Source organism: Vibrio sp. J502, assembly GCF_025397955.1.
Lineage (GTDB): Bacteria > Pseudomonadota > Gammaproteobacteria > Enterobacterales > Vibrionaceae > Vibrio > Vibrio anguillarum.
Genome location: NZ_CP104554.1, coordinates 2,382,408 through 2,407,689 on the forward strand (window position 1 = coordinate 2,382,408; position 25,282 = coordinate 2,407,689).

At 45.0% G+C, this 25,282-nt stretch carries 25 protein-coding genes, 9 tRNA genes and 2 pseudogenes; 26 read left to right on the top strand and 10 right to left on the bottom strand.

Annotated features, from left to right (window positions below; translation table 11 throughout):
* The first annotated feature begins 7 nt into the window (after window positions 1-7).
* From N5E84_RS10910 to hemW, 7 genes and pseudogenes are all read left to right on the top strand, one after another.
* On the top strand, window positions 8-709 hold the full coding sequence (locus N5E84_RS10910; protein WP_019282293.1) for a YggS family pyridoxal phosphate-dependent enzyme: 702 nt from the start codon (window positions 8-10) through the stop codon (window positions 707-709).
* A 61-nt stretch (window positions 710-770) separates the two neighbouring features.
* A complete protein-coding gene (gene proC / locus N5E84_RS10915) occupies window positions 771-1,589 on the top strand; it encodes a pyrroline-5-carboxylate reductase (RefSeq protein ID WP_029388237.1) in 819 nt (272 codons plus the stop codon).
* Between the two features lie 70 nt (window positions 1,590-1,659).
* A pseudogene (locus N5E84_RS10920) lies at window positions 1,660-2,214 on the top strand (YggT family protein); the annotation flags it as partial.
* 3 nt (window positions 2,215-2,217) lie between these two features.
* Window positions 2,218-2,509 (top strand): annotated as a pseudogene (gene yggU / locus N5E84_RS10925) (DUF167 family protein YggU).
* 42 nt (window positions 2,510-2,551) lie between these two features.
* Window positions 2,552-2,983, top strand: coding sequence for a DUF4426 domain-containing protein (locus tag N5E84_RS10930; protein ID WP_013857823.1), 432 nt, complete (start codon window positions 2,552-2,554; stop codon window positions 2,981-2,983).
* Between the two features lie 12 nt (window positions 2,984-2,995).
* Window positions 2,996-3,595 (top strand): XTP/dITP diphosphatase, encoded by a 600-nt coding sequence (locus N5E84_RS10935; protein ID WP_017042394.1) that lies wholly within the window; start codon window positions 2,996-2,998, stop codon window positions 3,593-3,595.
* Complete coding sequence (gene hemW, locus N5E84_RS10940) at window positions 3,595-4,752, top strand: radical SAM family heme chaperone HemW (RefSeq protein ID WP_019282295.1); 1,158 nt, start codon at window positions 3,595-3,597, stop codon at window positions 4,750-4,752. The genes N5E84_RS10935 and hemW overlap by 1 nt, the downstream gene beginning before the upstream one ends.
* Before the next feature lie 81 nt (window positions 4,753-4,833).
* Here the strand turns inward: hemW and glsB are convergent, their stop codons facing one another.
* Window positions 4,834-5,754, bottom strand: coding sequence for a glutaminase B (gene glsB / locus N5E84_RS10945; protein ID WP_026028230.1), 921 nt, complete (start codon window positions 5,752-5,754; stop codon window positions 4,834-4,836).
* A gap of 143 nt (window positions 5,755-5,897) precedes the next feature.
* Window positions 5,898-6,617 (bottom strand): tRNA (guanosine(46)-N7)-methyltransferase TrmB, encoded by a 720-nt coding sequence (trmB, locus tag N5E84_RS10950; protein WP_026027213.1) that lies wholly within the window; start codon window positions 6,615-6,617, stop codon window positions 5,898-5,900.
* Window positions 6,618-6,792: 175 nt separating this feature from the next.
* On the opposite strand from trmB, the gene mutY reads away from it, so the two are divergent.
* The 12 genes from mutY to N5E84_RS11010 all read left to right on the top strand — a co-directional run bounded on the left by mutY (window position 6,793) and on the right by N5E84_RS11010 (window position 10,758).
* The gene (gene mutY, locus N5E84_RS10955) at window positions 6,793-7,848 is read left to right on the top strand and encodes an A/G-specific adenine glycosylase (RefSeq protein ID WP_013857828.1); all 1,056 of its coding nucleotides are present in this window, start codon (window positions 6,793-6,795) and stop codon (window positions 7,846-7,848) included.
* Window positions 7,849-7,869: 21 nt separating this feature from the next.
* Window positions 7,870-8,142: an oxidative damage protection protein gene (locus tag N5E84_RS10960; protein ID WP_010320634.1), complete on the top strand. Its 273-nt coding sequence runs from the start codon at window positions 7,870-7,872 to the stop codon at window positions 8,140-8,142.
* 78 nt (window positions 8,143-8,220) lie between these two features.
* Window positions 8,221-9,351, top strand: coding sequence for a membrane-bound lytic murein transglycosylase MltC (gene mltC, locus N5E84_RS10965; RefSeq protein ID WP_013857830.1), 1,131 nt, complete (start codon window positions 8,221-8,223; stop codon window positions 9,349-9,351).
* 106 nt (window positions 9,352-9,457) lie between these two features.
* Window positions 9,458-9,533 (top strand) — tRNA-Phe (locus N5E84_RS10970).
* 55 nt (window positions 9,534-9,588) lie between these two features.
* Window positions 9,589-9,664: transfer RNA gene (locus tag N5E84_RS10975), tRNA-Thr, on the top strand.
* Window positions 9,665-9,670: 6 nt separating this feature from the next.
* A tRNA-Phe gene (locus tag N5E84_RS10980) sits at window positions 9,671-9,746 on the top strand.
* A gap of 36 nt (window positions 9,747-9,782) precedes the next feature.
* Window positions 9,783-9,858 (top strand) — tRNA-Asn (locus tag N5E84_RS10985).
* Between the two features lie 386 nt (window positions 9,859-10,244).
* Window positions 10,245-10,320 (top strand) — tRNA-Phe (locus N5E84_RS10990).
* Window positions 10,321-10,375: 55 nt separating this feature from the next.
* Window positions 10,376-10,451, top strand: a tRNA-Thr gene (locus tag N5E84_RS10995).
* A 15-nt stretch (window positions 10,452-10,466) separates the two neighbouring features.
* A tRNA-Asn gene (locus N5E84_RS11000) sits at window positions 10,467-10,542 on the top strand.
* Between the two features lie 34 nt (window positions 10,543-10,576).
* Window positions 10,577-10,652: transfer RNA gene (locus N5E84_RS11005), tRNA-Thr, on the top strand.
* Window positions 10,653-10,682: 30 nt separating this feature from the next.
* Window positions 10,683-10,758 (top strand) — tRNA-Asn (locus N5E84_RS11010).
* Window positions 10,759-10,879: 121 nt separating this feature from the next.
* Here N5E84_RS11010 and djlA read toward each other — a convergent pair.
* Window positions 10,880-11,734, bottom strand: a complete 855-nt coding sequence (gene djlA / locus N5E84_RS11015; RefSeq protein ID WP_019282296.1) for a co-chaperone DjlA — start codon at window positions 11,732-11,734, stop codon at window positions 10,880-10,882.
* A gap of 149 nt (window positions 11,735-11,883) precedes the next feature.
* Between djlA and lptD the strand changes: the two genes are divergently transcribed.
* The 6 genes from lptD to apaH are packed head-to-tail and all read left to right on the top strand — an operon-like array spanning window position 11,884 to window position 18,675.
* The gene (lptD, locus tag N5E84_RS11020; RefSeq protein ID WP_029388238.1) at window positions 11,884-14,253 is read left to right on the top strand and encodes an LPS assembly protein LptD; all 2,370 of its coding nucleotides are present in this window, start codon (window positions 11,884-11,886) and stop codon (window positions 14,251-14,253) included.
* A gap of 56 nt (window positions 14,254-14,309) precedes the next feature.
* Window positions 14,310-15,605: a peptidylprolyl isomerase SurA gene (gene surA / locus N5E84_RS11025; protein WP_019282297.1), complete on the top strand. Its 1,296-nt coding sequence runs from the start codon at window positions 14,310-14,312 to the stop codon at window positions 15,603-15,605.
* Window positions 15,595-16,587 carry a 4-hydroxythreonine-4-phosphate dehydrogenase PdxA gene (pdxA, locus tag N5E84_RS11030; RefSeq protein WP_017043800.1) on the top strand — a complete coding sequence of 331 codons (993 nt, stop codon included), beginning with the start codon at window positions 15,595-15,597 and terminating at the stop codon, window positions 16,585-16,587. Before surA ends, pdxA begins: the two co-directional genes overlap by 11 nt.
* A gap of 13 nt (window positions 16,588-16,600) precedes the next feature.
* Complete coding sequence (gene rsmA, locus N5E84_RS11035) at window positions 16,601-17,407, top strand: 16S rRNA (adenine(1518)-N(6)/adenine(1519)-N(6))-dimethyltransferase RsmA (RefSeq protein WP_013857835.1); 807 nt, start codon at window positions 16,601-16,603, stop codon at window positions 17,405-17,407.
* A 60-nt stretch (window positions 17,408-17,467) separates the two neighbouring features.
* Entirely contained in the window at window positions 17,468-17,848 is a 381-nt protein-coding gene (gene apaG / locus N5E84_RS11040) for a Co2+/Mg2+ efflux protein ApaG (RefSeq protein WP_013857836.1), read from the top strand.
* A gap of 11 nt (window positions 17,849-17,859) precedes the next feature.
* On the top strand, window positions 17,860-18,675 hold the full coding sequence (apaH, locus tag N5E84_RS11045) for a bis(5'-nucleosyl)-tetraphosphatase (symmetrical) ApaH (protein ID WP_017045399.1): 816 nt from the start codon (window positions 17,860-17,862) through the stop codon (window positions 18,673-18,675).
* A gap of 46 nt (window positions 18,676-18,721) precedes the next feature.
* On the opposite strand, the gene folA is transcribed toward apaH, so the two are convergent.
* The 6 genes from folA to rplU all read right to left on the bottom strand — a co-directional run bounded on the left by folA (window position 18,722) and on the right by rplU (window position 22,586).
* Window positions 18,722-19,204, bottom strand: a complete 483-nt coding sequence (folA, locus tag N5E84_RS11050; RefSeq protein ID WP_017045398.1) for a type 3 dihydrofolate reductase — start codon at window positions 19,202-19,204, stop codon at window positions 18,722-18,724.
* A gap of 43 nt (window positions 19,205-19,247) precedes the next feature.
* The gene (locus N5E84_RS11055) at window positions 19,248-19,736 is read right to left on the bottom strand and encodes a threonine/serine exporter family protein (RefSeq protein WP_013857839.1); all 489 of its coding nucleotides are present in this window, start codon (window positions 19,734-19,736) and stop codon (window positions 19,248-19,250) included.
* Window positions 19,724-20,485 (bottom strand): threonine/serine exporter family protein, encoded by a 762-nt coding sequence (locus tag N5E84_RS11060; protein ID WP_013857840.1) that lies wholly within the window; start codon window positions 20,483-20,485, stop codon window positions 19,724-19,726. Before N5E84_RS11060 ends, N5E84_RS11055 begins: the two co-directional genes overlap by 13 nt.
* Before the next feature lie 116 nt (window positions 20,486-20,601).
* Entirely contained in the window at window positions 20,602-21,774 is a 1,173-nt protein-coding gene (gene cgtA / locus N5E84_RS11065; protein WP_017045397.1) for an Obg family GTPase CgtA, read from the bottom strand.
* A gap of 221 nt (window positions 21,775-21,995) precedes the next feature.
* Window positions 21,996-22,253, bottom strand: coding sequence for a 50S ribosomal protein L27 (gene rpmA / locus N5E84_RS11070; RefSeq protein ID WP_010320621.1), 258 nt, complete (start codon window positions 22,251-22,253; stop codon window positions 21,996-21,998).
* A gap of 21 nt (window positions 22,254-22,274) precedes the next feature.
* Window positions 22,275-22,586, bottom strand: coding sequence for a 50S ribosomal protein L21 (rplU, locus tag N5E84_RS11075; RefSeq protein WP_010320620.1), 312 nt, complete (start codon window positions 22,584-22,586; stop codon window positions 22,275-22,277).
* 272 nt (window positions 22,587-22,858) lie between these two features.
* On the opposite strand from rplU, the gene ispB reads away from it, so the two are divergent.
* The gene (gene ispB / locus N5E84_RS11080) at window positions 22,859-23,830 is read left to right on the top strand and encodes an octaprenyl diphosphate synthase (RefSeq protein WP_017047084.1); all 972 of its coding nucleotides are present in this window, start codon (window positions 22,859-22,861) and stop codon (window positions 23,828-23,830) included.
* A gap of 86 nt (window positions 23,831-23,916) precedes the next feature.
* Here ispB and N5E84_RS11085 read toward each other — a convergent pair whose 3' ends face one another.
* The gene (locus tag N5E84_RS11085; RefSeq protein ID WP_029388402.1) at window positions 23,917-25,224 is read right to left on the bottom strand and encodes an IS4-like element ISVa16 family transposase; all 1,308 of its coding nucleotides are present in this window, start codon (window positions 25,222-25,224) and stop codon (window positions 23,917-23,919) included.
* Between the last annotated feature and the right edge of the window lie 58 nt (window positions 25,225-25,282).

A 25,282-nucleotide genomic window follows, 5' to 3' on the forward strand; every position in this document is an offset into this window, starting at 1 on the left:
TCAGGCTATGAGTAGTATTCAACAAAACATTGAACAGATCACTTCACAAATTGAAAGTGCACAACAAAAGTGTGGACGCGCTCGAGAGAGAGTGCAACTTTTAGCGGTCAGTAAGACCAAACCTGTCGAGGCGATTCTAGAAGCAGCGCGCGCTGGGCAACGTTTATTTGGTGAAAACTATGTGCAAGAGGGCGCGTATAAAGTTCAATACTTCAATACCTTGCACCCCGAACTGGATTTAGAATGGCACTTTATCGGCCCAATTCAGTCCAATAAATCGCGCATTGTGGCCGAGAACTTTGCTTGGGTGCATACGGTGGATCGAAGTAAAATTGCCCAGCGTTTAAATGATCAACGCCCAGCAGGCATGCCACCACTACAGGTCTTGATTCAAGTCAACACCAGCGGTGAAAGCTCGAAATCGGGCATTGGTGAACACGAAATAGTTGAGTTGGCAGAGTTGATATCCGCGCTACCCAACCTCACGTTAAGAGGACTGATGTCTATTCCTGAGAATGTCCCCGATTACGCTGCGCAACTTGCCGCATTTCAAAAACTGGCGAGCTTACAAGCGCAATTGTCTGAACGTTTTTCAGGGTTAGATACGCTCTCAATGGGCATGAGTGGCGACATGCAAGCGGCGATTGAAGCTGGTAGCACTATGGTGAGGATCGGCACCGCTATTTTTGGTGCGCGTGATTACGCTTAGCACTGGCTTATCTATCAACCACATAATAATCAATCAGCGACAAGCAATTAGAGGTCAGCAGATGCAGCAGAGAAACATCACTTTTATCGGTGCAGGCAATATGGCCAAAGCAATTATTGCAGGCTTAGTCGCCAGCGGTTATCCAGCTGATAGAATTACCGTGACCGCACCGTCAGAAACAAGACACAAACCACTGGAAAGTGCTTATGGTATTCACACCACCAGCGATAATCTTGCCGCAGCGCAGCAAGCCGATGTGGTGGTACTGGCGGTCAAACCGCAGTTGATGGCCAGTGTCTGTCAACCTTTGCAATCCATTGATTTTAGAAATAAGTTGGTGATCTCCATTGCAGCAGGTGTTTCTGCGGCGCGCCTTAATGAGATGCTGGCGACCGAACTACAACTAGTACGCGCCATGCCCAATACACCTTCGCTGATCAATCGAGGCATGAGCGGTCTATTTGCCGCTCCAAGCGTATCAGAGCAAGACAAACGCTTTACCGCACAATTGCTACAAGCCGTTGGTGAAGTGTGCTGGGTTGAAAACGAGTCCGCCATTAATGGCATCATCGCCGCTGCAGGCAGTGCGCCTGCCTACTTCTTTTTGTTTATGGAAGCGATGCAAAATGAAGCCATCGCTCAAGGCTTTGATAAAGAAACGGCCCGTTTGTTAGTACAACAAGCGGCGTTAGGCGCAGCCGAAATGGTGGTGGCAAACCCTGAGATTGAACTCTCGACATTGCGTGAACAAGTGACCTCCAAAGGCGGCACCACCGCCGAGGCGATTCGCACCTTTAACGAGCATCAACTTGCCAATATCGTTGCACAAGCGATGCAAGCGGCCGTAACTCGTGCACAAGAAATGGAAAAACTGTTTTAATCCTAGTGGCGTTTCACTAAGCTATAGCGCAAAAGCGCAAACGACACTCTACTCATATTAAGGGCTAGCTATGAATTCAATGAGTTTTTTGATCTCCATCCTGTTTGATCTGTACATCATGGTCGTAATTTTACGTATCTGGTTACAAGCAGCGCGTGCCGATTTCTATAACCCATTCTCCCAGTTTATCGTCAAAGCAACACAACCTGTGGTTGGCCCACTGCGCCGAGCGATTCCATCCATTGGTAGCCTAGATTTGGCCACGGTTCTCTTTGCGTACGTGCTGTGCGTATTGAAATTTATTGCCTTAATGCTGGTGGCATCAGGTGGTGCAGTTAGTTTTAGCGTCTACTTTTTATTCTTAGGCTTACTCTCGTTAGTCAAAGCCGCTGGCGGTTTACTGTTCTGGGTGCTGTTGATCCGCGCTATTCTTAGTTGGGTTAGCCAAGGCCGCAGTCCGATTGAATACGTATTTCATCAATTAACCGAGCCGATGCTTGCGCCGATCCGCCGTATCCTACCAGCGATGGGTGGTTTTGATTTAAGTGTATTGGTGCTGTTTATTGTGCTGCAGTTTGCTAACTTCCTAATGGGCGATTTTATTGGCCCAGTATGGTATCAGTTGGTAATGTCATCTGCTGTTTGGCAAGAGGGAGAGGATCTAATCCTCAAGCTCTACATCCAACCCAAAGCAAGCCGCGATAGTATCGTCGGCCTTGCATGGTGAGGAACTCAAAATTGCCATCACCGCACCGCCTGTTGATGGCAAAGCCAACGCGCATTTAACCAAATTCTTGGCCAAACAATTTAAAGTCGCCAAAGGTTTAATCGAGATAGAAAAAGGGGAATTGGGACGTCATAAACAAGTCCGAATTCATTCACCTCAAGTGATACCACAGCCGATTGAAGCCATCTTGTGATGGCTTTTTATTTAGCCCACTCTGTTTTGTAAGGAGCACCACATGCGTAAATGGATGATAGCGTTTGTTATAGCCTTTATTTCGCTACCCACACTCGCCGAGCAGTTTCAAACCATCAAGAATGTTGAAGTTCACTACTCAGCTTTCAACTCAACATTTTTAACGCCACAAGTGGCGCGCAGTTATCAGTTAAAACGTAATGGTTACTCGGCTATTTTAAACATCAGCGTATTAGATAACTCGGCCTTAGGTAAACCAGCTATGGAAGCGACACTCAAAGGCAATGCGAAAAACCTAATCGGTCAGGTACGTGAACTTGAATTTAAACAATTCAAAGAGGGCAACGCGATTTATTACCTCGCTGAATTCCCCATTACCAATGAAGAGAATTTGAGTTTTGACATTGAGGTTGATGCGGGCTTAAAAGGCACCGGTAAGCTTAAATTCACCCAAAAATTCTACGTCGAAGAATAGAGAAATAGTGCAATGAAAAAAATAGTATTAGCCACAGGAAACCAAGGCAAAGTGCGCGAAATGGCTGATCTGCTGGTTGATTTCGGTTTTGATGTAGTGGCGCAAACAGAATTAAACGTCCCAGAAGCCGAAGAGACTGGCACCACCTTTATTGAAAATGCGATCATCAAAGCACGACATGCTGCCAAAATCACTGGCTTACCTGCGATTGCCGATGACTCCGGCTTAGAAGTGGATTATCTGCAAGGTGCTCCGGGAATTTACTCGGCGCGCTACGCGGGTGAAAATGCCAGTGACCAACAAAACCTAGAAAAATTATTAGCGGCGATGGAAGGTGTACCAGACGAACAACGCACCGCTCGTTTTCATTGCGTGCTGGTTTTCATGCGTCACGAAAATGACCCAACACCATTGGTCTGCCATGGTACGTGGCAAGGTCGCATCTTGCACCAAGCTCACGGCAGTAACGGTTTTGGTTATGATCCGATCTTCTTTGTCCCTGAAGATAACTGCGCTTCAGCTGAACTGCTACCTGCACGTAAAAAGCAGCTTTCACATCGTGGCAAAGCGCTAAAAATGCTATTTAAAACCTTAAGCGAGCAAAATTCATAATGTTGCAACCACCCGCGCTGAGTTTGTACGTGCACATCCCGTGGTGTGTACAAAAATGCCCCTATTGTGATTTTAACTCTCACGCGCTAAAGCACGATATTCCTGAACGTGAATACATTGATGCGCTATTGGAGGATCTCGATACCGATATCGCCAAATACCGCCTTGCAGACCATCCTCGCCCATTGCATTCCATTTTTATTGGCGGTGGTACACCGAGTCTTTTTTCTGCTGAAGGTATTGCTCGCCTGCTGCAAGGCATTGAAGCGCGTATTGCGTTTAAGCCTGGGATTGAAATCACCATGGAGGCCAACCCGGGCACGGTAGAAGCTGACCGTTTTGTTGGATATCGACAAGCAGGGGTGACGCGCATCTCGATTGGTGTACAAAGTTTTGAGCCACAAAAACTGGCACGTTTAGGGCGAATTCATGGTCAGCAAGAAGCGGTTAATGCCGCTCAATTAGCTCATCAAATTGGCTTAAACAGCTTCAACTTAGATTTGATGCATGGCTTACCCGATCAAAACTGTGAACAAGCGCTGGCCGATTTAGACAAAGCGATTGCACTAAACCCACCTCATCTTTCTTGGTATCAACTGACCATTGAACCTAATACGGTTTTCTACTTTAAACCGCCTACTTTGCCAGATGATGACGCACTGTGGGATATTTTTGAGCTAGGTCACCAAAAATTGGCCGCCGCTGGGTACGTGCAGTATGAAATTTCTGGCTATAGCAAACCCGGCTATCAATGCCAACACAACTTAAATTACTGGCGCTTTGGTGATTATCTGGGGATTGGTTGTGGCGCGCATGGCAAGCTCAGCTTTAACGACGGGCGTATTGTACGCACCACTAAAGTGAAGCATCCGCGTGGCTATCTCAATTTACTCAAACCTTACTTGGATGACGAATTTGAAGTCGCCGCTGCGGATCGCCCTTTTGAATTCTTCATGAACCGCTTTCGCTTGATGGAACCTTGTCCGAAACAAGACTTTGTTGAAACAACTGGATTAAGTTTAAGCGTGATTCAGCCAACGATAGATTGGGCACTAGCCGAACACTATTTAACGCAAACCGAAAGTCACTGGCAAATCACAGAAAAAGGAAAACTGTTTCTTAATGACTTGCTCGAAGCCTTTATGGCTGACGACTAAAAAGATAAACCCAAGAGATTGGCTAACCTAATCGGTAGCCAATCTTTTGCCAAAAGCACGGGCTGTCAGAGAATATTGAACTTAAAAGATAGAGCGCCCAATACGCTCAGCCAAGAGTTCTAACATCTTAGTGCCCGCTAAAGAATTACCTGACGCATCAAGCTCTGGCGACCAAACCGCAATCGTCATCTCCCCAGGAACAACAGCAATAATACCGCCACCTACGCCCGATTTACCCGGCATGCCAACACGATAAGCGAACTCTCCTGCGCCATCATACAAACCACAAGTCGCCAATAAGGCATTGATCTGCTTGCTTTGTGTTGGCGTTACTATCGCTTCCTTGGTATGCACGGACACCCCTTTATTCGCCAGATAACTGAAGGTTTTCGCTAATTGAACACAGCTCATTTTAAGTGAACAAGCGTGAAAATAGTTGTGCAGTACCGGGATAACGTCATTATCGAAATTACCGAACGATCGCATCAGATAGGCGATGGCAGCATTGCGATCGCTGTGCATCATTTCTGAAGCCGCTACCACTTTGTCGTATACGATGCCCTCTTCACCCGACAACTGACGTACAAACTCCAGTAAGCGCTGCCGAGGGGCTGATAAACGGCTATGCAGCATATCCGCCACCACAATAGCTCCAGCATTGATAAAAGGGTTACGCGGAATGCCCTGCTCCATTTCAAGCTGGATCATCGAATTAAACGCTTGGCCTGAAGGCTCTTTTCCGACACGAAGCCATAGCTCTTCTGGTTTATAAAGCATCATAGCAAGCGTTAAGCTCAAAGCTTTAGAGATGGATTGAATTGAGAATCCTTCCGTGGCATCTCCAGCCGAAATCACTTCACCTTGATTGGTGTAAACCGCGATCGCCAGCTTGTTATTCGGTACTTTAGCTAAAGCAGGAATGTAATCGGCGACTTTTCCTTTGCCGATCAGTGGGCGAACCTCACACAAAATATCAGCAAGTAGATTGGGTGTTAGCTTCATGGGTGACCTTACCTCGGGTGAGAAATGTTTTTCTCTATTTTTATAATGATTTTCGTAGGGCGCTAAGGCCGAAAAAGCCAACATTATAACAATGTTGGCTTTTCTTTAATCGCTAATTTTGTTGCAGCAACAAAAGTGAGTCGTTACGCGGTGCGTTTATATTTTATATCCCACACACCATGACCTAAACGGTGACCACGCGCTTCAAATTTAGTCAAAGGACGCTCTTCTGGACGAGGAATATAGTCACCTTCTGCGGCAATATTGGCAAAGCCCGGCGCTTGATTCATCACTTCAATCATATGCTCAGCGTAGTTTTCCCAATCGGTCGCCATATGAAAGATGCCCTCTTCCATTTTTAGTTTTTGACGCACCATTTCCGCAAATTCTAACTGCACAATACGGCGCTTATGGTGACGTTTTTTGTGCCAAGGATCAGGGAAGAACAGTTGCAGTGTATGCAGGCTACCATCAGGGATCATGTGTTCAAATACTTCCACTGCATCATGGCACATCACGCGTAAATTAGTCACGCCAGCATCACGAGCGGCTGACAAACAGGCGCCAACACCTGGGCTATGCACTTCAATACCAAAGAAGTTTTTTTGCGGTGCATTTTTAGCCATTTCAACTAATGAAGCGCCCATACCAAAACCGATTTCTAAAACCACCGGGTTATCGTTACCAAAAACCGCCGCCCAATCGAGCAATTGTGGCTGGAAATCAATACCCATTGTTGGCCAACATTCATTCATTGCCGCTTCTTGGCCTTTGGTTAATCGACCCTCACGACGAACGAAACTACGGATTCGACGCAGTATTTTGCCTTCTTCGGTATATTCGTTGGTGGTTACTTCACTCATTGATCTTGCCTGCACATTGATTAATCAAAGCGGGGATTATCCAAAGAATTATTCTCGGTGCAAGTGTTATCGAAATAAACTTGTTGGATAAATCCACACAATTTGTCCGTTTTACAACGTCACATTTATGTGGTGCAATTTTGCTCCACTAAAACTATAAACCAAAGAGCCTGTCGTGACACCTTTCGCTAACGCCATTTTAAAATGGTATGACGCCTATGGGCGCAAACATTTGCCGTGGCAACAAAACAAAACGGCCTACAGCGTTTGGCTGTCGGAAATTATGCTCCAACAAACTCAAGTCGCAACGGTAATCCCTTATTTCGAACGCTTCATGCAACGCTTTCCAACCGTGATTGATCTGGCCAATGCAGAACAAGACGAGGTACTGCACCTATGGACCGGCCTTGGTTATTACGCGCGTGCGCGCAATCTACACAAAGCAGCCAAAATAGTGGCCAGCGAATATGGCGGTGAGTTTCCCCTTGATATCGAACAGATGAATGCTCTACCGGGTATTGGCCGCTCAACCGCTGCGGCGGTGCTTTCTTCGGTTTATAAGCAGCCGCACGCCATTTTAGATGGTAACGTAAAGCGTACTTTAGCCCGCTGTTTTGCTGTCGAAGGCTGGCCGGGGCAAAAAAAAGTTGAAACTCAGTTGTGGCAACATGCCGAACAAAATACGCCAGCGCAAGATGTTGATAAATATAACCAAGCCATGATGGATATGGGGGCGATGGTCTGCACACGCAGCAAACCGAAATGCACGCTCTGCCCAGTTGAATCTTTTTGCATCGCCAATAAACAAAATAACCCACTCGATTATCCGGGCAAAAAACCAAAAACAGACAAACCAACCAAACAAACTTGGTTTGTGATGCTGCACCATAACCATCAAGTATGGTTAGAACAGCGCCCTCAAAGTGGAATTTGGGGTGGATTATTTTGCTTCCCTGAAAACCCCAATAGCGCCATCGAAGATCAACTTGATCACAGAGCCATCAAAGAGAGCGCTATCCGCTCTATTCGCCCACTCATCGCTTTTCGCCACACGTTTAGCCATTATCATTTAGAGATCACACCGATCTTGGTGGAGTTATCTCAACAACCGAACATCATCATGGAAGCAAGCAAAGGTCTTTGGTATAACTTAGCCCAACCGGAACAAATCGGCTTAGCCGCTCCTGTAAAACAGTTGCTAGAAAGCCTTCCATTTGAAATTAACCCTTAAAACACCGAAGAGGAAGTGACCATGAGCCGCACTGTATTTTGTGCTCGACTAAATAAAGAAGCCGACGGTTTGGATTTTCAACTGTACCCAGGTGAATTAGGTAAACGTATTTTTGACAACATCTCAAAAGAGGCTTGGGCACAATGGCAGCATAAGCAAACCATGCTGATCAACGAGAAAAAACTCAATATGATGGACCCTGAACATCGTAAATTGCTGGAAACCGAAATGACCAACTTCCTATTTGAAGGAAAAGAGGTCCATATCGAAGGCTACACGCCACCAAGCAAATAAGAGATACCTTATTTATTTCGAGGATAATCAATGACATCATGGTAAACGCTCTGATGTCATTTTTGTATTGGGAAGATAATGAGAAAGCTGACTTACTTTTTTATTGCAATGCTACTGGCCGGTTGTAGCCGAGAATTAGTTGAACGCATATACAGCGTCGACTATGAGCCGACCAATCGTTTTGCCAAAAACTTAGCGCAATTACCCGGGCAATTTGTCAAAGATACCGCCGCCTTAGATGCACTGATCAGCAGTTTTTCTGGCAACATCGAGAAACGCTGGGGCAGTAAAGAGATCAAAGTCGCCGGTAAAAGCAACTATGTAAAATACATCGATAATTACCTGAGTCGTTCCGAAGTCAATTTCTCCACGGGAACCATTATTATCGAAACAGTTTCCCCAACTGACCCCAAAAAACATCTGCGCAATGCCATTATTACCACCTTGCTCACGCCTGATGATCCCGCACACGTTGACCTTTTCTCTTCACAAAATATCGAATTGAATGGTCAGCCATTTTTGTACAACCAAGTGCTTGATCAAGATAAACAACCGATCCAGTGGGGTTGGCGCGCGAATCGATTTGCTGATTATCTTATTGAAAATAAATTAAAAGTTAAGAACGTTGATTTCAAAAAAGCCTACTATGTGGAAATTCCTATGGTAGCGGATCATGCCTCTAAACGAGGTTATAAATACGCCGACATCGTGCACCGAGCCTCGAAAAAATATAACATTCCCGAAGATCTGATCTACGCGATCATAAAAACTGAAAGTAGCTTTAACCCCTACGCTGTCAGTTGGGCCAATGCGTATGGCCTGATGCAAGTGGTTCCTAAAACCGCAGGTCGAGATGTTTTTAAACTGGTCAAAAATAAATCTGGTGAGCCCAGTCCTGAATATCTGTTTGATCCCGAAAAAAATATTGATACGGGAACGGCCTATTTTTATATTCTGAAAAACCGCTACCTCAAAGAGGTCAGCCATCCAACGTCACTCGAATACAGTATGATTTCGGCCTACAACGGCGGCACAGGAGGAGTACTGAATACCTTTAGCAAAGATAGGAAACGAGCGATGAGGGACTTAAATTCACTGCAACCCAATCAAGTCTATTGGGCGCTGACCCAAAAACACCCTAATGCTGAATCGAGAAGGTACTTAGAAAAAGTAACAAAATTCAAAAAGGAATTTAACGCAGGTGGATAAAAAAGCGCAGCTTTGTCTAAATTCGCAGCAAACAAACCGTTTTTTCAAAATATTTCCAAAAAGCAGTTGACGATTGAAGGGAAAATCCGTTTAATAGCGCTCCGTTGCCCGGATAGCTCAGTCGGTAGAGCAGAGGATTGAAAATCCTCGTGTCGGTGGTTCGATTCCGCCTCCGGGCACCACAAATTAAATTGTTGGTGCTTTTGTTAAAGTAGCAGCAAGCAATAAATAAAGTGCGCCGACTTAGCTCAGTAGGTAGAGCAACTGACTTGTAATCAGTAGGTCACCAGTTCGATTCCGGTAGTCGGCACCATTTATTGCCTCGATAGCTCAGTCGGTAGAGCAGAGGATTGAAAATCCTCGTGTCGGTGGTTCGATTCCGCCTCGAGGCACCATTATTTGGTGCGAAGTCTTAGACTTACACAAATAATTCCCCCTTAGTTCAGTCGGTAGAACGGCGGACTGTTAATCCGTATGTCGCAAGTTCAAGTCTTGCAGGGGGAGCCACTTTTAAAGCCAAGTCTAACGACTTGGCTTTTTTATTACCTGTCATATTTATCCAATCCCCTCTACCTCTACAGCGATTACCTCTACAACGATTGAATTATGGGTCAGTCCATTTTCCGTCAAAAACTAAAACCAGTCTGGTGAGTTTGCTCCTTTAGTGTAACCAAGCGGATAAACGTGTGTTTTTCAACGCGCTTTTATTCGCTATTTGCTCCATTCAAAGCTCCTATTTTCTTTTCAACGCCTCTTTCCCTATCTAATCTGACACTAATTTTTAACGAAAATGGGCAAAAACGAGTCACTAAGTATAGAAAAACAACAAACGACATTTTTTTTGCATTTTACTGTTGACGTTAAATGCGAAAAACCTTTTAATACACCCCGTCGCCCGGATAGCTCAGTCGGTAGAGCAGAGGATTGAAAATCCTCGTGTCGGTGGTTCGATTCCGCCTCCGGGCACCACAGTTTCTAAATTGTTGGTGCCTAGCACAGACAATAAATTTAAAGATAAAAATGTGCCGACTTAGCTCAGTAGGTAGAGCAACTGACTTGTAATCAGTAGGTCACCAGTTCGACTCCGGTAGTCGGCACCATTCTTTAAAACCTGTTCCCCCTTAGTTCAGTCGGTAGAACGGCGGACTGTTAATCCGTATGTCGCAAGTTCAAGTCTTGCAGGGGGAGCCACTTTTCATCAATGAGCACTGCTTATTGATTCGGCGCCGACTTAGCTCAGTAGGTAGAGCAACTGACTTGTAATCAGTAGGTCACCAGTTCGATTCCGGTAGTCGGCACCATTTATCTGCATAAGATAAGCAAACATTCGTTCCCCCTTAGTTCAGTCGGTAGAACGGCGGACTGTTAATCCGTATGTCGCAAGTTCAAGTCTTGCAGGGGGAGCCACTTTCTAAAGCCAAGTTTTCAAACTTGGCTTTTTTTGTGTCTTGCGTATGCTCATAATAAAAAGAGCCAGTTTTCACCAGCTCAATCGATTGGAACGTTCGCGGTAATTCACGATAGCCGGTTACTTAAAACCCTTCTCTTTCTTAATCAAATCGTACGCATTTTGGATCTCTTGCGATTTTTCTTTCGCAACGTTCATCATCTCTGGTGGTAAGCCTTTGGCCATCAATTTATCTGGGTGATGCTCATTCATCAATTTGCGATAGGCACGTTTAATTTCTTTAGCATCCGCATCTTCACTCACGCCTAACACATCGTAAGCATCAGTGAGGCGTTCAGCTTGCGCGGCTTGTTGCCACTGCCCAGATTGCTGGTAGCCTTGCTGTTGGCCACCAAAATTTCCGCCTTGTTGAAAACGAAAGGCCGCTTCTTGCATACGCAAGCGTCTTTCCAGTTGATCGGATGAGAAACCTAAACTACGAGCGATTTTGTGCAGTACATTGCGCTCGCTAGGGTGAACATCCCCATCGGCAAACGCGGCTGATATTTGCAATTCGAGGAAAAATTGCAACAAGTCAAAGCGTCCACCCGTCGAAAGGCGCACACGCTCCAACACTTCCTCTAAAGGAAAGCCACTCTCTTTACCCTCACGAAACGCATCTTGAGCCGCTTTACGTTGCTCACCATGTAAGTTCATACGCTCCATCATGATGGTAGCTAGCTGGATCTCTTCTTTGGTAACTTGCCCTTTCGCTTTAGCAACATGGCCCATGACCGCGAAAGCGGCTTTAAAAAATTCGTCTTGTCGCTCAGTTTGGCTTGGCCCAGAACCAAATGAGCCAGTTTTAAACCCCGCTTGATTCAAACGACAAGCTTTATCAAATTGATGCCCGAGAAACAAACCAAAAAATGCGCCAAACGGTCCTCCAAATAAGAAGCCAAAAAAAGCGCCAAGAATTTTGCCAAAAATATGCATTATGTGCTCTCAATCTATGAATTTTTCAGGAGTAAAGCGGTCTGATAGTGCCGGGAGCTTCAATTTCCTTTATGATAAGAAACGTTTTATTTTACATTCGGCCATCCATCTTCCGAATCAATCAAGTTCAAACAGGATAGTACAACTCGATGTCATGTTTTTCCCGCACCTTGTTAGCCGCTTCAATTAGCGCAGCTCTTTTTGTGCCACAGACTCAAGCAGAAGCTATGTTAGACAATAGTGTGCAGGAAATGCCCGCTATAGATCAATGTTTGATCAACGAACCTGAAGCAGAAAACTCAAGTCAGCAACCGATTAATGTCGAGGCTGATACGCTAGAAGCCGTGAACGGTGAACGCGCAAACTACTCAGGCAATGTGGTCGTTGTTCAAGGTAAAAAACGCATTCTAGCGGATACCGTTACCCTGCATCAGAAAGATAATATTGTGGTTGCGCAAGGTAATGTCAACTTCAGTGACGGTGAAGTAAGGACCATTTCTGACAAAGCCACCAACAATCTTAATACGGATTTAATGACATTAGAGAACACAAAATATCAATTTTTGTGTGAACCCGGCCGTGGTGAAGCTGTGTATATTTCCAAAACGGGTAAGGCCGTTTATGAGATAGAAGATGGTTCGATTACCTCTTGCCCTGAAGGCAATAATGCATGGCGATTGAAAGCATCCAGCATTGATATTGACCAAAATGAAGAGCAAGCCACTTTTTATAATCCGCGCTTCGAGATTCAAAATATTCCGATTTTTTATCTGCCATTTCTTACGGTGCCGATTGGCGACACACGTAAAACGGGATTTTTATACCCTACCGTTTCTTACGGTTCTAGCGATGGTTTTAAAGCCCAAGTACCTATTTATTGGAACTTAGCGCCAAACTATGACCTAGAAACGACCTTTAAATACATGCAAGAACGCGGTACGCAATTAAACAGTGAATTCCGTTATCTGAATGATTTTGGTACAGGTAACATTAAATCTGAATATTTACCTGATGACCAAAAACATCCGGAAAAGGGCAGCCGCTGGGGCTTCCAATACCAACACAGTGGTATTTTCAACCAAGCTTGGAAGTTTGAAATTGACTACTCTCAAGTCAGTGACATTAGCTACTTTAGTGATTTAGACTCAGGTATCGGTAACCGAGAAGATGGTCAGCTTATCCAAGAAGGTAAAGCCACCTACCGGACCCACAATTGGGATTCATCGATACTGGTTCGCGACTTTCAGCTGCTTACAGAAGACAAAACTAGCACCAACCAACCCTATCGCTTGATGCCACAGATTGCGTTTAATTACTATGCGCCCGAATTATTACCGTATTTGAACTTTGATATGGTGAGCCATCTATCGCGTTTTGAAACCGATGCAAGAGGAAAACCTGCAGCCACCCGAGCGCACATTGAACCGGGCTTTACTATTCCTATCAGTAACACCTGGGGCACTTGGACAACCGAAGCGCGAGTGCTTGGTACTTATTACCAACAAGATCTCAGCGGTGTTGACCTCAATTCGGATAACTATAAAGACCTAAAAGAGAGCGTTTCACGCATCATTCCGGAATTTAGAACTCATGCGGGATTAGTACTGGAAAGAGATACGGTTCTGTTTGATGACTATACGCAGACACTTGAGCCGCAGATTCAATACCTGTATGTACCGAGAGAAGATCAGCGCAATATCGGGCTGTACGATACAACGCTACTGCAAACCGATTATTATGGTTTATTCCGCAGCCGTAAATACAGCGGTGTCGATTATATTGCCCCGGCAAATCAGATCAGCTACGGTGCCTCTTCACGGTTTTTCGACGATCAGTATAAAGAACGTTTAAATATCTCTTTTGGTCAAATTTTTTACCTCAAAAAAAATCTCAAAAACTCCTCACCCAATGAGACTGAGAATTTAGACACTAACTCCAACTACTCGGCTTGGGCCGTCGAAATGGATTTCAACTATGATGATTTACTCTTCTACCATGGCGGGGTTCAGTACGACATTGACAGCAGTACGATGCAGCTCGCCAATAGTACTCTAGAGTACAGAGTGGGTTCTGGATACATTCAAACTAACTATCGTTACGTCACCAAAGAGTATATTGATAATACCGTTGGCGATACAATTACCAATATTAATGCCATTACCAAAGATGGCATTTCACAAGCCGGTTTACTGGCTGGGTATCAGATCTCCAAAAAGTGGAATGCTAGCGGACAGTACTTCTACGATTTAACCACGAAAAAGAGCCTGGAGTGGCTGGCTAACCTAAGCTACACCTCTGACTGCTGGTACATCGGTTTTACTTATAGTAATCAACTGCGGAAATGGGATGGTGATTTTGTTACCGACCCTAATGCTACGCCACTCTACGAAAATAACTTTAGTTTGAACTTTGGTATTGTCGGTTTTGGCACCACGATTGGTGCTGGTTCCGGAATGACTGGCGTAGACAGCGCTGGAAATTCATTAAGTTATGGTCGTCCATTTTTCCTAAACAACTAATTTATTCGGCCTTTGCTTAAGCGTAAAGGCCCTTGCTCATTTTGATAGGACTACAAATGAAATTGTGGAAACACACACTGATTGGATTGATGGCAACATTAAGCCTAAACACCGCATACGCTACTCCTGTTGAGCTCGATCGCGTCGCCGTCATCGTCAATAGTGGCGTTATTTTACAGAGTGACATTGATGGTGCATTAAAAACCTTGACCATTAATGCAAAGAAAAATGGTCAAACGCTACCCGAAGACACAGTGCTGCGTGAGCAAGTGGTTGAAAAATTGATTATTGATACCATTCAGCAACAAGAAGCACAACGCATTGGCGTTCGCATTGACGATAACCGACTCAGTGACGCGATCGCCGACATCGCGAAAAACAATAATCAAACCCTAGAACAGCTTAACGCTTCTGTTACTGCTGAAGGGCTGACTTATGCGGAATTTCGCGAACAAGTACGTAAAGAAATTGCAGCAAGTGAAGCGCGCAATGCTTTAGTTCGTCGCCGGATCAATATATTACCGGACGAAGTGGACAACTTAGCCAATATTCTTGCGCAAGAAACCAATGCAACGGTGCAATATAAAATCAGCCACATCCAACTGCGTGTTGACGACACTCAAGATAAGGCCGCAGTAGAACAGCAAGCCAAAACCTTAGTCGAAAAACTCAACCAAGGAGCGGATTTCAGCACCATGGCTTATACCTATTCAAAAGGTCCGAAAGCGCTGCAAGGTGGTGATTGGGGCTGGATGCGCAAAGAAGAAATGCCGACAATTTTTGCCGACCAAATCAAAATGCAAAACAAAGGCTCTATTATTGGGCCATTTCGCAGTGGCGTCGGCTTCCACATTCTTAAAATTGATGACGTCAAAGGATTAGAAACCGTCGCGGTCACGGAAGTTAATGCACGCCATATTTTAATCAAACCCACGGTTATTTTAAGCGATGACGGCGTACAAAAAGAGCTACATGACTTCATTCGTCGCATTAAGGCAGGTGAAGCGACCTTTGGTGAATTGGCGCAGCAATACAGCCAAGATCCCGGCTCTGCGGCGCAAAATGGCGAATTGGGTTATCAAACACCGGATCTGTACGTGCCGGAGTTTCAACATCAAATCGAAACATTATCTGTTGGGCAAATCAGCGAACCCTTTAAAACCGTTCATGGTTGGCATATTGTCGAAGTGCTTGATCGCCGTGAAGTCGACCGCACCGACTCCGCACTGAAAAACAAAGCTTATCGCATTCTTTTTAATAGAAAATTCAATGAAGAAGCCAGCGCATGGCTACAAGAAATGCGTGCCAGTGCCTTTGTCGAAATTATACAGGACAACCAAGATGACAATTAAACGCATCGTGGTTACCGCTGGCGAGCCCGCGGGTATTGGCCCAGATTTGGTGCTGGCCTTATCAAAAGAAGATTGGGCACATCAACTGGTGGTATGCGCGGACAAAAGCTTGCTTGCAGAGCGCGCTAAAGAGCTCAATATTGACGTTATATTGGAAGACTACTTAGTCACCTCCGCACCAAAACCACAGCAAGCGGGACGGTTAGTAGTGGATCATATTCCCCTCGGCGCACCGGTGATAACGGGGAAACTGAATGAAGCCAATGGACATTATGTATTAAATACATTAGAAAGAGCCGCTTTAGGCTGTATGAATGATGAATTTGATGCTATTGTCACCGGCCCTGTGCACAAGGGGGTGATCAACCGAGCTGGCGTTGCATTTAGCGGCCACACTGAATTCTTTGCAGAAAAGTCTAATACTCCACTGGTGGTTATGATGCTCGCAACAGAAGGGTTGAGAGTCGCGCTAGTGACAACACATATTCCACTGGCTTATGTATCAAAGGCAGTAACGGTCGAGCGGTTAGAAAAAATCATCACTATTTTGCATAAAGATTTGGTGGAAAAATTTGCTATTGCTCAACCCAAAATTTATGTGTGTGGTTTAAACCCACACGCAGGAGAAGATGGCTGTCTGGGCCGTGAAGAGATAGAAACCATCACTCCAACACTAGAAAAAATTCGTCAGCAAGATGGCATTAATTTGATTGGCCCACTACCAGCCGACACCATCTTCAATGACAAATACTTGCAAGATGCCGATGCTGTTTTAGGCATGTATCACGACCAAGTCCTGCCCGTATTAAAGTACAAAGGCTTTGGTCGTTCAGTAAATATTACTCTTGGTCTACCCTTTATAAGAACATCGGTCGATCATGGCACCGCACTCGAATTGGCAGGGAAAGGGCTTGCGGATACAGGGAGCTTTAGAACAGCACTCGCCTACGCGATTGACTTGGTAGAAAAGAAACCTAATTAATTTCGAGAAAACTATGAGAAATGATGTCCACTTAGGGCACAAAGCGCGTAAACGTTTTGGTCAAAACTTCCTAAACGATCCATACATTATTGATGGCATCGTCTCTGCGATTAACCCTCGTCCGGGACAAAATTTGGTTGAGATCGGCCCCGGTCTTGGAGCGATAACTGAGCCAGTCGGCCGCGAAGTGGATAAATTCACTGTTATTGAGCTAGACCGTGACTTAGCTGAGCGCCTGCGCAACCACCCAGAATTATCGAGTAAATTGACGATTCACGAAGGTGATGCGATGCGTTTTGACTTCACGCAGTTGGTGAAACCGAATAATAAACTGCGCATTTTCGGCAACTTGCCATACAACATTTCAACGCCATTAATGTTCCACTTATTTGAATTTCATAAAGATATTCAAGATATGCACTTCATGCTGCAAAAAGAAGTGGTCAACCGTTTAGCTGCCGGTCCCGGCAGTAAAGCTTACGGGCGCTTAACGGTTATGACGCAGTATTTCTGCAAAGTGGTTCCTGTGTTGGAAGTTCCGCCAACGGCCTTTGTACCGCCACCGAAAGTTGATTCAGCTGTTGTGCGCTTGGTGCCTTATGAAGTACTGCCGCATCCAACGACAAACATGAAATGGTTAGAGCGTGTCTGCCGAGATGGTTTTAACCAACGTCGTAAAACCGTACGCAACTGCTACAAAGGTTTGATTGAGGTGGAAACGCTAGAAGAACTTGGGGTCAACCCTGGCATGCGCCCGGAAAACCTAACACTTGAACAGTTTGTTGCTATGGCAAACTGGTTAGACGCTCATCACGCCTAATAACGATTGAGCGATAAACGGCCAATGTCTATCGCTCATCTATAAAAACAAGGAGTTAACATGGATATCTCTGAACCTTGTATCAAAATCCAAGTCCATACCCAGTATCTCCCCGAGCAGTCCAATCCCGATTTACACCGCTATATCTTTGCCTATGTGATCACCATCCGTAATCTCAGCAACCAGCAGGTACAGCTGATGAGCCGCCGTTGGTTAATTACCGATGCGAATGGCAAACAGATGTCTGTGGAAGGTGATGGCGTGGTCGGGGAACAACCGATTATCTTGCCCAATGATGAGTACCGCTATAACAGTGGTACGGCGTTGGAAACGCCAGTCGGTGTGATGCAAGGTCATTACATTATGTTAGATGAAGCAGACGCTGAATTTATTGTTGAAATTGAGCCGTTTCGTCTCGCTATTCCTAATGTTTTAAATTAAAAGAGGTAGCCGTGGCGAACTATATTGTCGGCGACATTCAAGGCTGTTTTGACGAACTACAGTGTTTATTGGCTCAAGTGCAATTCCAACCACAACAAGACACACTGTGGGTAGCTGGCGACTTAGTAGCAAGAGGCCCTAAATCTCTAGAAACGCTACGTTTTATCAAACAATTGGGTTGTTCGGCGCGTATCGTTCTAGGCAATCACGATCTTCACTTACTGGCCGTCTCGCTGGGCATCCACCCATGTAAACCTCGTGATAAAACCTTACCCATATTACAAGCGAACGATGCAACAGAGCTACTCACTTGGTTGCGCCATCAACCGCTCCTCGCTGAACATGCTGACTTTGTCATGTGCCATGCGGGGATTTCTCCTCTATGGGATCTTGAAACTGCACGTCAAGCAGCAAAAGAAGTCGAAAGTATTTTGCAAAGTGATCGTTGGCGTTGGCTTATCGAGCAGATGTACAGCAACACACCTGATATGTGGAGCTCGAAGCTAGAAGGGATTGATCGCTATCGCTATACCATCAATGCCTATACTCGGATGCGTTTTTGCTTTGCTGATGGGCGTCTTGATATGGCGTGCAAACTTCCCCCTCAAGAAATAAAAGATGAAGAATTGTTACCGTGGTTTGCCCTACCCAAACGCCTTAAACTCGATAAAACAGTCCTATTTGGCCACTGGGCTGCGTTAGAAGGTTACCGCAGCGACGAAGTGATAGGGCTTGATACTGGCTGTGTGTGGGGAGGATGTTTGACCATGCTACGCTGGGAAGATAAACACTACTTCACTCAACCAGCGTTAACCCATAAAGGCTAACGAATAAAAAGATTCGGATCGTTGCTTAATATCGATCCGAAATCCTCTATTGCTTATCAAAAACCACAAACTGCATGTTGTGAGCATTTTTGTCATCCGCTTGATACATTTCACGATGAACTTCTTGCCACTCACTCCCCCACTCGGGAAATTGCGTATCTCCCTCAATATTTAAGTCAATAAAGGTGAGGTATAGTTTATTGGCCTGTGGCATACAGGCTTGATAGATAGAGCCGCCACCAATGATCATCACTTCATCCACATGACCCGCAACCTCAATGGCTTCTTCAATCGAAGAGACAATACTCACCCCTTCAATAGCCAATGAAGCATCACGACTGATCACGATATTATGGCGACCGGGTAACGGGCGACCAATAGACTCATAAGTTTTTCGCCCCATGATCACTGGTTTGCCCAATGTACAGCGTTTAAACCATGCAAAATCGGCCGGTAAATGCCATGGCATTTGATTGTCTTTACCAATAATCCGGTTGTCTGCCATCGCGGCAATCATGCTGATGATCATAAATAAGATCCTAAAGTGTCATCACGAAAAATAGCCCATGCCCTTACACTATGGGTTTGCGCCGATAGAATAACAAACCCGGAACCGCAAGGCCAACCGCTAAGCCCGCGATAATAAACATCGCTTTTAAAAAATTATCCATCAGTATCGCCAGCAGCTCTGGCGTAAAACCAAGATGGTTAATTTCAACCATTGCAATCATCGCTTTAAAGGCAAAAACCCCGGGAACCATTGGGATCAAAGCCGCTACCGTAAACACTTTAGGGTGGGCTAAAAATTTACGCGACCAACGCACGCCAATCATTCCAACGATAGTTGCAGCAAAAAAAGTCGCCCACTCAATGGGAATTCCAAATTGCATCATTAAGTAACGTGAGCCATGACCAATCGCACCACCTAACGCACAATATTTTAGGGCTGGTACAGGAACATTAAACACCAAAGCAAAACCAACGGCTGGGATTGCAGCAAAAAACATATCATTGGCTAAACCGAGTAATAAATTCATCCAATCCATCGCTACCACCCCCATACACCCGTCACGCTCATCGCCGCAACGATGCCCAAACTCGTTGCCAGCGTCAGCAAACTTGCCATCACAAAACGGGCAATACCCATATTGATATAACCTTTAAGCATATCCGCGACCGCATTAATTAAAGGAAAACCGGGGACTAACATCAGTACAGAAGAAGCCATCACAATGGTTGGTTTATTGCCTAGCTGGTAGATGATAGCTTGCGCTGAAATGATCGAAGTGACAAATGAGGTCACCGTAAAGTTGACGAGCGGATTAAATTGGCGATGCCCAATCTCTTGGCGCACAATCATACCCGCCGCAGAAGCAATGAACGTCATCGTAAACACCGTCCAATCTCCGCCAGCTAAACGAGCAAATGCAGCACAAGAAAGACCAATCATCACCACAACTAACCAACGGTTGTAGCGTTCAGGGCTGATCTGATTAAGTTTTTTCTGCGCAAGGGAATAATCTAAAATCCCTTTTTCCATCATGATGCAGATGCGCTGGACTTGCGTCACTACCCGCATATTGATCCCACGATCAGGACAACGGCGCGCAGTCGTAATGCAATGGCCATCATAAACCGTGGTTAGCACAAGTGAACTCGCCGAGAGCGATACTTCCACTTCACTCATGCCACACGCCGCTCCCATGCGACGCATAATATCGCCCACCAGTGTACTTTCCGCACCATGAGCCAACAACATTTGCCCAGCCTGGGCGATCAATCGAGAAACAAGCCTCTGTTTGGATGTCATGATTCCTTTCCGAACGTCCTAAAAGCCCAATAGTGTGCCCGAAATTGGGTGCTTTAAATATGATTTAGCTATAAAAAAGCCGCAATAATTATTGCGGCTCAATCAATTCAGGAACATTAATCACGAACATAGATAACGTGACCGTCATCTTCTTCGTCGTCCCAATCATCCCAGTCATCACCATCTTCAGTGATCACATTTTGGCTGCTCATCTCATCTTTATGGTAATCATCCCACATGAAATCGACTTTCTGAGCTTCACTGAGCTCTTCCTGCTCACGAGGTAACGTTTCCATATAGTCAGCCAACTCACGGCACAAATCCGCCGTACCTTGTTGGTTTACTGCCGAAATTTTGAAGTATCGCCCTTCCCAAGCCAGCGCATCTAAGATCTCTTGGATCTTTTCATCGGCTTCTTCTTCAAGCATCAGATCAACTTTGTTGAACACCAACCAACAAGGTTTTTGTGACACTTTTTCACTGTATTGCTCTAGCTCATCAAAGATGGTCAGCGCATTTTGCGCAGGATCACTTTGATCAACAGGAAGGATGTCGATCATATGCAGCAACACTCGGCAACGTTCTAAGTGCTTTAAGAAGCGAATACCTAAACCAGCACCATCGGCCGCGCCTTCAATCAAGCCCGGAATATCAGCGATCACGAAACTTTTCTCAGGAACCACACTCACGACACCCAAACTTGGGATCAGCGTAGTGAAGGGGTAATCAGCGACTTTTGGCTTCGCTGCTGAAACAGAACGAATAAAGGTTGATTTACCCGCATTCGGCAAGCCAAGCATACCCACATCAGCTAACAGTAAAAGCTCAAGGCGTAATTCGCGCACCTCACCTTTTTTACCCATGGTTTTTTGGCGTGGTGCACGGTTAACGGATGACTTAAAGCGAGCATTACCTAAACCATGCCAGCCACCTTTAGCGACCATCACTTTTTTGCCATGCTCTGCAACTTCACCCACAACTTCATTGGTGTGAATGTCAACCGCTCGAGTCCCAACAGGCACCTTCAAAGTAATGTCTTTACCGCGCTTACCTGTACAGTTAGCACCGCCACCATTTTGGCCGCGCTCAGCAGCGTAAAAGCGTTGGAATCGGTAATCAACCAAGGTATTTAAGTTTTCATCGGCTTGGATATAAACGTCGCCACCATCGCCGCCATCGCCGCCATCAGGGCCGCCTTTCGTCACGAATTTTTCACGCCAAAAGCTCACGACACCGTTACCGCCATCACCCGCTTCGACTTTAATTATCGCTTCATCAACGAATTTCATTTGTTACTCCACGCTCTTTGCGTTGCGATATCATTGTCACACAATGATATAAATTCTAGCAGATACACATTCAGGATCGACCGTGATCATCCTTCGTTTTATCCACAATTGGAACACATAAGGAGAAACTCTAGTGATTAGAGTGTCTTCTTTTCTGTTCGGCTGATAAATAAAAAACCCCACCGTAACGGCAGGGCTTTTGAGTTCAGTTAGGTATAAATTTATTCAGCGTCGATGCTAACAAATTTACGGTTTTTAGGACCTTTAACTTCAAATTTCACTTTACCTTCAGTAAGAGCGAAAAGAGTATGGTCTTTACCGATACCAACGTTAGTGCCTGCGTGGAACTTAGTACCACGTTGACGAACGATGATGTTACCTGCAAGAACAGATTCACCACCGAAACGCTTAACACCAAGACGTTTGCTTTCTGAATCGCGGCCGTTACGAGTAGAACCGCCAGCTTTTTTGTGTGCCATTGTTAAACTCTCCTAAATTACTTAAGCGTTGATGCCAGTGATTTTCACTTCAGTGAACCACTGACGGTGGCCTTGTTGTTTACGAGAGTGTTTACGACGACGGAACTTAACGATTTTAACTTTATCGCCACGACCGTGTTGTACTACTTCAGCAGTAATTTTACCGCCTTCAACAAGAGGTGCACCAACAGTGATTTGCTCACCGTTAGCAACTAGTAGAACTTTATCAAATTCAACAGTTGCACCAGTTTCAACGTCTAATTTCTCTAAACGAAGAGTTTGACCTTCGCTTACACGGTGTTGTTTACCACCAGATTGGAAAACAGCGTACATATTTTACTCCGCTCTTTCCGCACAGCCGTATGCTTTTTATTTGAGCAATTTGGGTGTGCGCTAAACTAATCATCAATAGGGCGCAGATTCTACGCGAATGAGTACCCCAAGACAAGCCATATTTTGAAAAAATTGGCGAAAAGCTAATCGCCAATGAAAAGTGGCGCAATCATGCCTTTAAGCCTTGTATTAATCAACGTTTTTTAGTGTATTATTCGAGAATTATAGAAGAACACAACACCTTATAGGTTCTAACTTCAGCCGGATTAACCATGGATTTTAAAGCTATCCAAACGCTTACTGCCGATGACATGGCAAAAGTGAATGAAACGATTCAAGCTCAGCTCAACTCTGATGTATCTTTAATCAATCAATTAGGATTCTACATCGTCAGCGGAGGTGGGAAACGTCTGCGTCCTTTGCTGGCTATTTTGTCGGCTCGAGCCCTTGGTTATCAAGGTGAAGCGCACACGACTGCCGCTGCATTTATTGAATTCCTCCACACGGCAACCTTGTTGCATGACGACGTTGTCGATGAATCGGATATGCGCCGTGGCAAAGCAACAGCGAACGCGGCATTTGGCAATGCAGCGAGCGTGTTAGTGGGGGATTTCATCTACACGCGTTCCTTCCAAATGATGACTACACTAGGATCGTTAAGGATCCTTGAGCTGATGAGCGATGCGGTGAACGTTATCGCTGAAGGCGAAGTGCAACAATTGATGAACTGTAATGATCCAAACACTACCGAGGAAAATTACCTACAGGTGATCTACTCGAAAACGGCGCGTTTGTTTGAAGCAGCGACCCAGATTGGTGCGATATTAAGTAATGCTTCTCCTGAAATTGAAACGGCATTACAGAACTATGGTAAATACCTTGGCACGGCTTTCCAGCTCATTGATGACGTGATGGATTACACCTCTGATGGCAGTGAAATGGGCAAAAATGTGGGCGATGATTTAGCGGAAGGCAAACCAACACTTCCTCTATTGTACGCAATGCAGCATGGTACACCCGAACAAAAAGAGATGATCCGTGAGGCCATCGAAAAAGCCAATGGCATGGAACAGCTTGATGCGATTCTAGCGGCAATGAAACAAACAGGCTCGCTTGAATACACAACCAACAAAGCGCTCGAAGAAGCCGATAAAGCGATCAATGAGCTGTCTATCCTGCCAGAAAGTGAATATAAACAAGCACTGATAGCTCTAGCTCATATGGCTGTGAATAGGACAAAGTAGAACAGCAGCTAGCTTGGACGAAGAATCGACCTTTGCCTAGAAATGCACCGCTACAAAAAGAGCCTCAATTGAGTAATGCCGTTCACTTAAGAGTGAACGGCATTTTTGTTCTTAGCATACCGTTGTGGTCTAGGCTTAACTGTTCTAGGGAATGTTCTTTCCCTTCGCCCTTCAAGTATTAAGCTTTCAGCCATGTTGTGAAAACCCTTTAACTGACGAGGTATTGCTCCTGGTGTTGAGTAAGGTAAGCCTACAAGTAACGCAGATACATGAGCTAATGTGCCGTTAAAACTCAGTTGATAAGGAAGGTAGTTTCCCTTTAAATTGAAGCAGAGCTCTACCATCTGATATCGAATTAAATTGTAAGTAAGTAAGATGCCCCATAACTCCTGCTTTACCAACTCTGGCAAACGACTTCGCAGCGTGAGACGGTTTCCAAGCATGTATTGTTTTTGCTCTCGGTAGCCTAGCTCTATCTCCCAACGATGCTCATAAAGACCAGTAATATCTTTTGATGGGTAACGCAGCGGATCTGTCATAGAAGTTAATACTTGGTAGTCTTTTCCTTTAATTTTACGAGTGACAAGTCGAGCGGTTATCGACTTTGGTAAATCAGACCATCGCTTTCTAGCTCTTGGATTACTGTGTAATTGAACAAGTTTGTCATTTCGCCCTAAAGATTGAACAATGTCATATTGTGTATTTTTCTTGAGGGGAATAAGCCAATGGCGCTCTGAGCCAGAGTCTTGCCATTTATGTAATAAGCCTAAAGAATAGAACCCCTTATCGAACATTGTCACGCTATGATTCGGTGTTGTTTCTATCAGTTTTTCAGCTAATACCATTTCGTTTGTATTGTAGTTATCAAAAGCACTGGCCGTGATAATATGACTGCTTAGTTCCATTTGGCAGACCATTCTCACTTGCGGATATTGTGTCCCTTTTTGTCGAGAAAATGCATTTTCATTTTGCGGGTTATCGGGCGTGCGCCAAACCACTCCATCGACGCCAAGAAGCGTTAATCCATTCCACTGGGGTAACTTTGCACTTTTTAACCATGAAGTCGTCATTTGCTCAAAGACCGCTTTAATTGCGCCTTCACCCAACGTCTTTCGACGTTGAGTCAACGCACTCGGTGCGACAAAAGCTTTACCCGTACGATCGACAATATCAAGCTGGTTAACTAAGTCTTTCATGGATTTATTGTTATAGATAGCCATTCCAACAAGTAACCAAACCATGGATTCTAGAGTTAATTTCCTCTTTCTCATCGTGACGGTATCAGTAAGAGAATAAGCTTCGTTGATGAGGTCAATTGGAAGTAAGTCAGACAAAGTCTCAACGTTGCTAGGTTTCCAATCATTAATTATGTTTAGAGCTTGGGAAACATCCATAAAAAAATCCAAGTGCATTAAATACACTTGGATTTTGACAGCTCTGAAGGATCGTTCA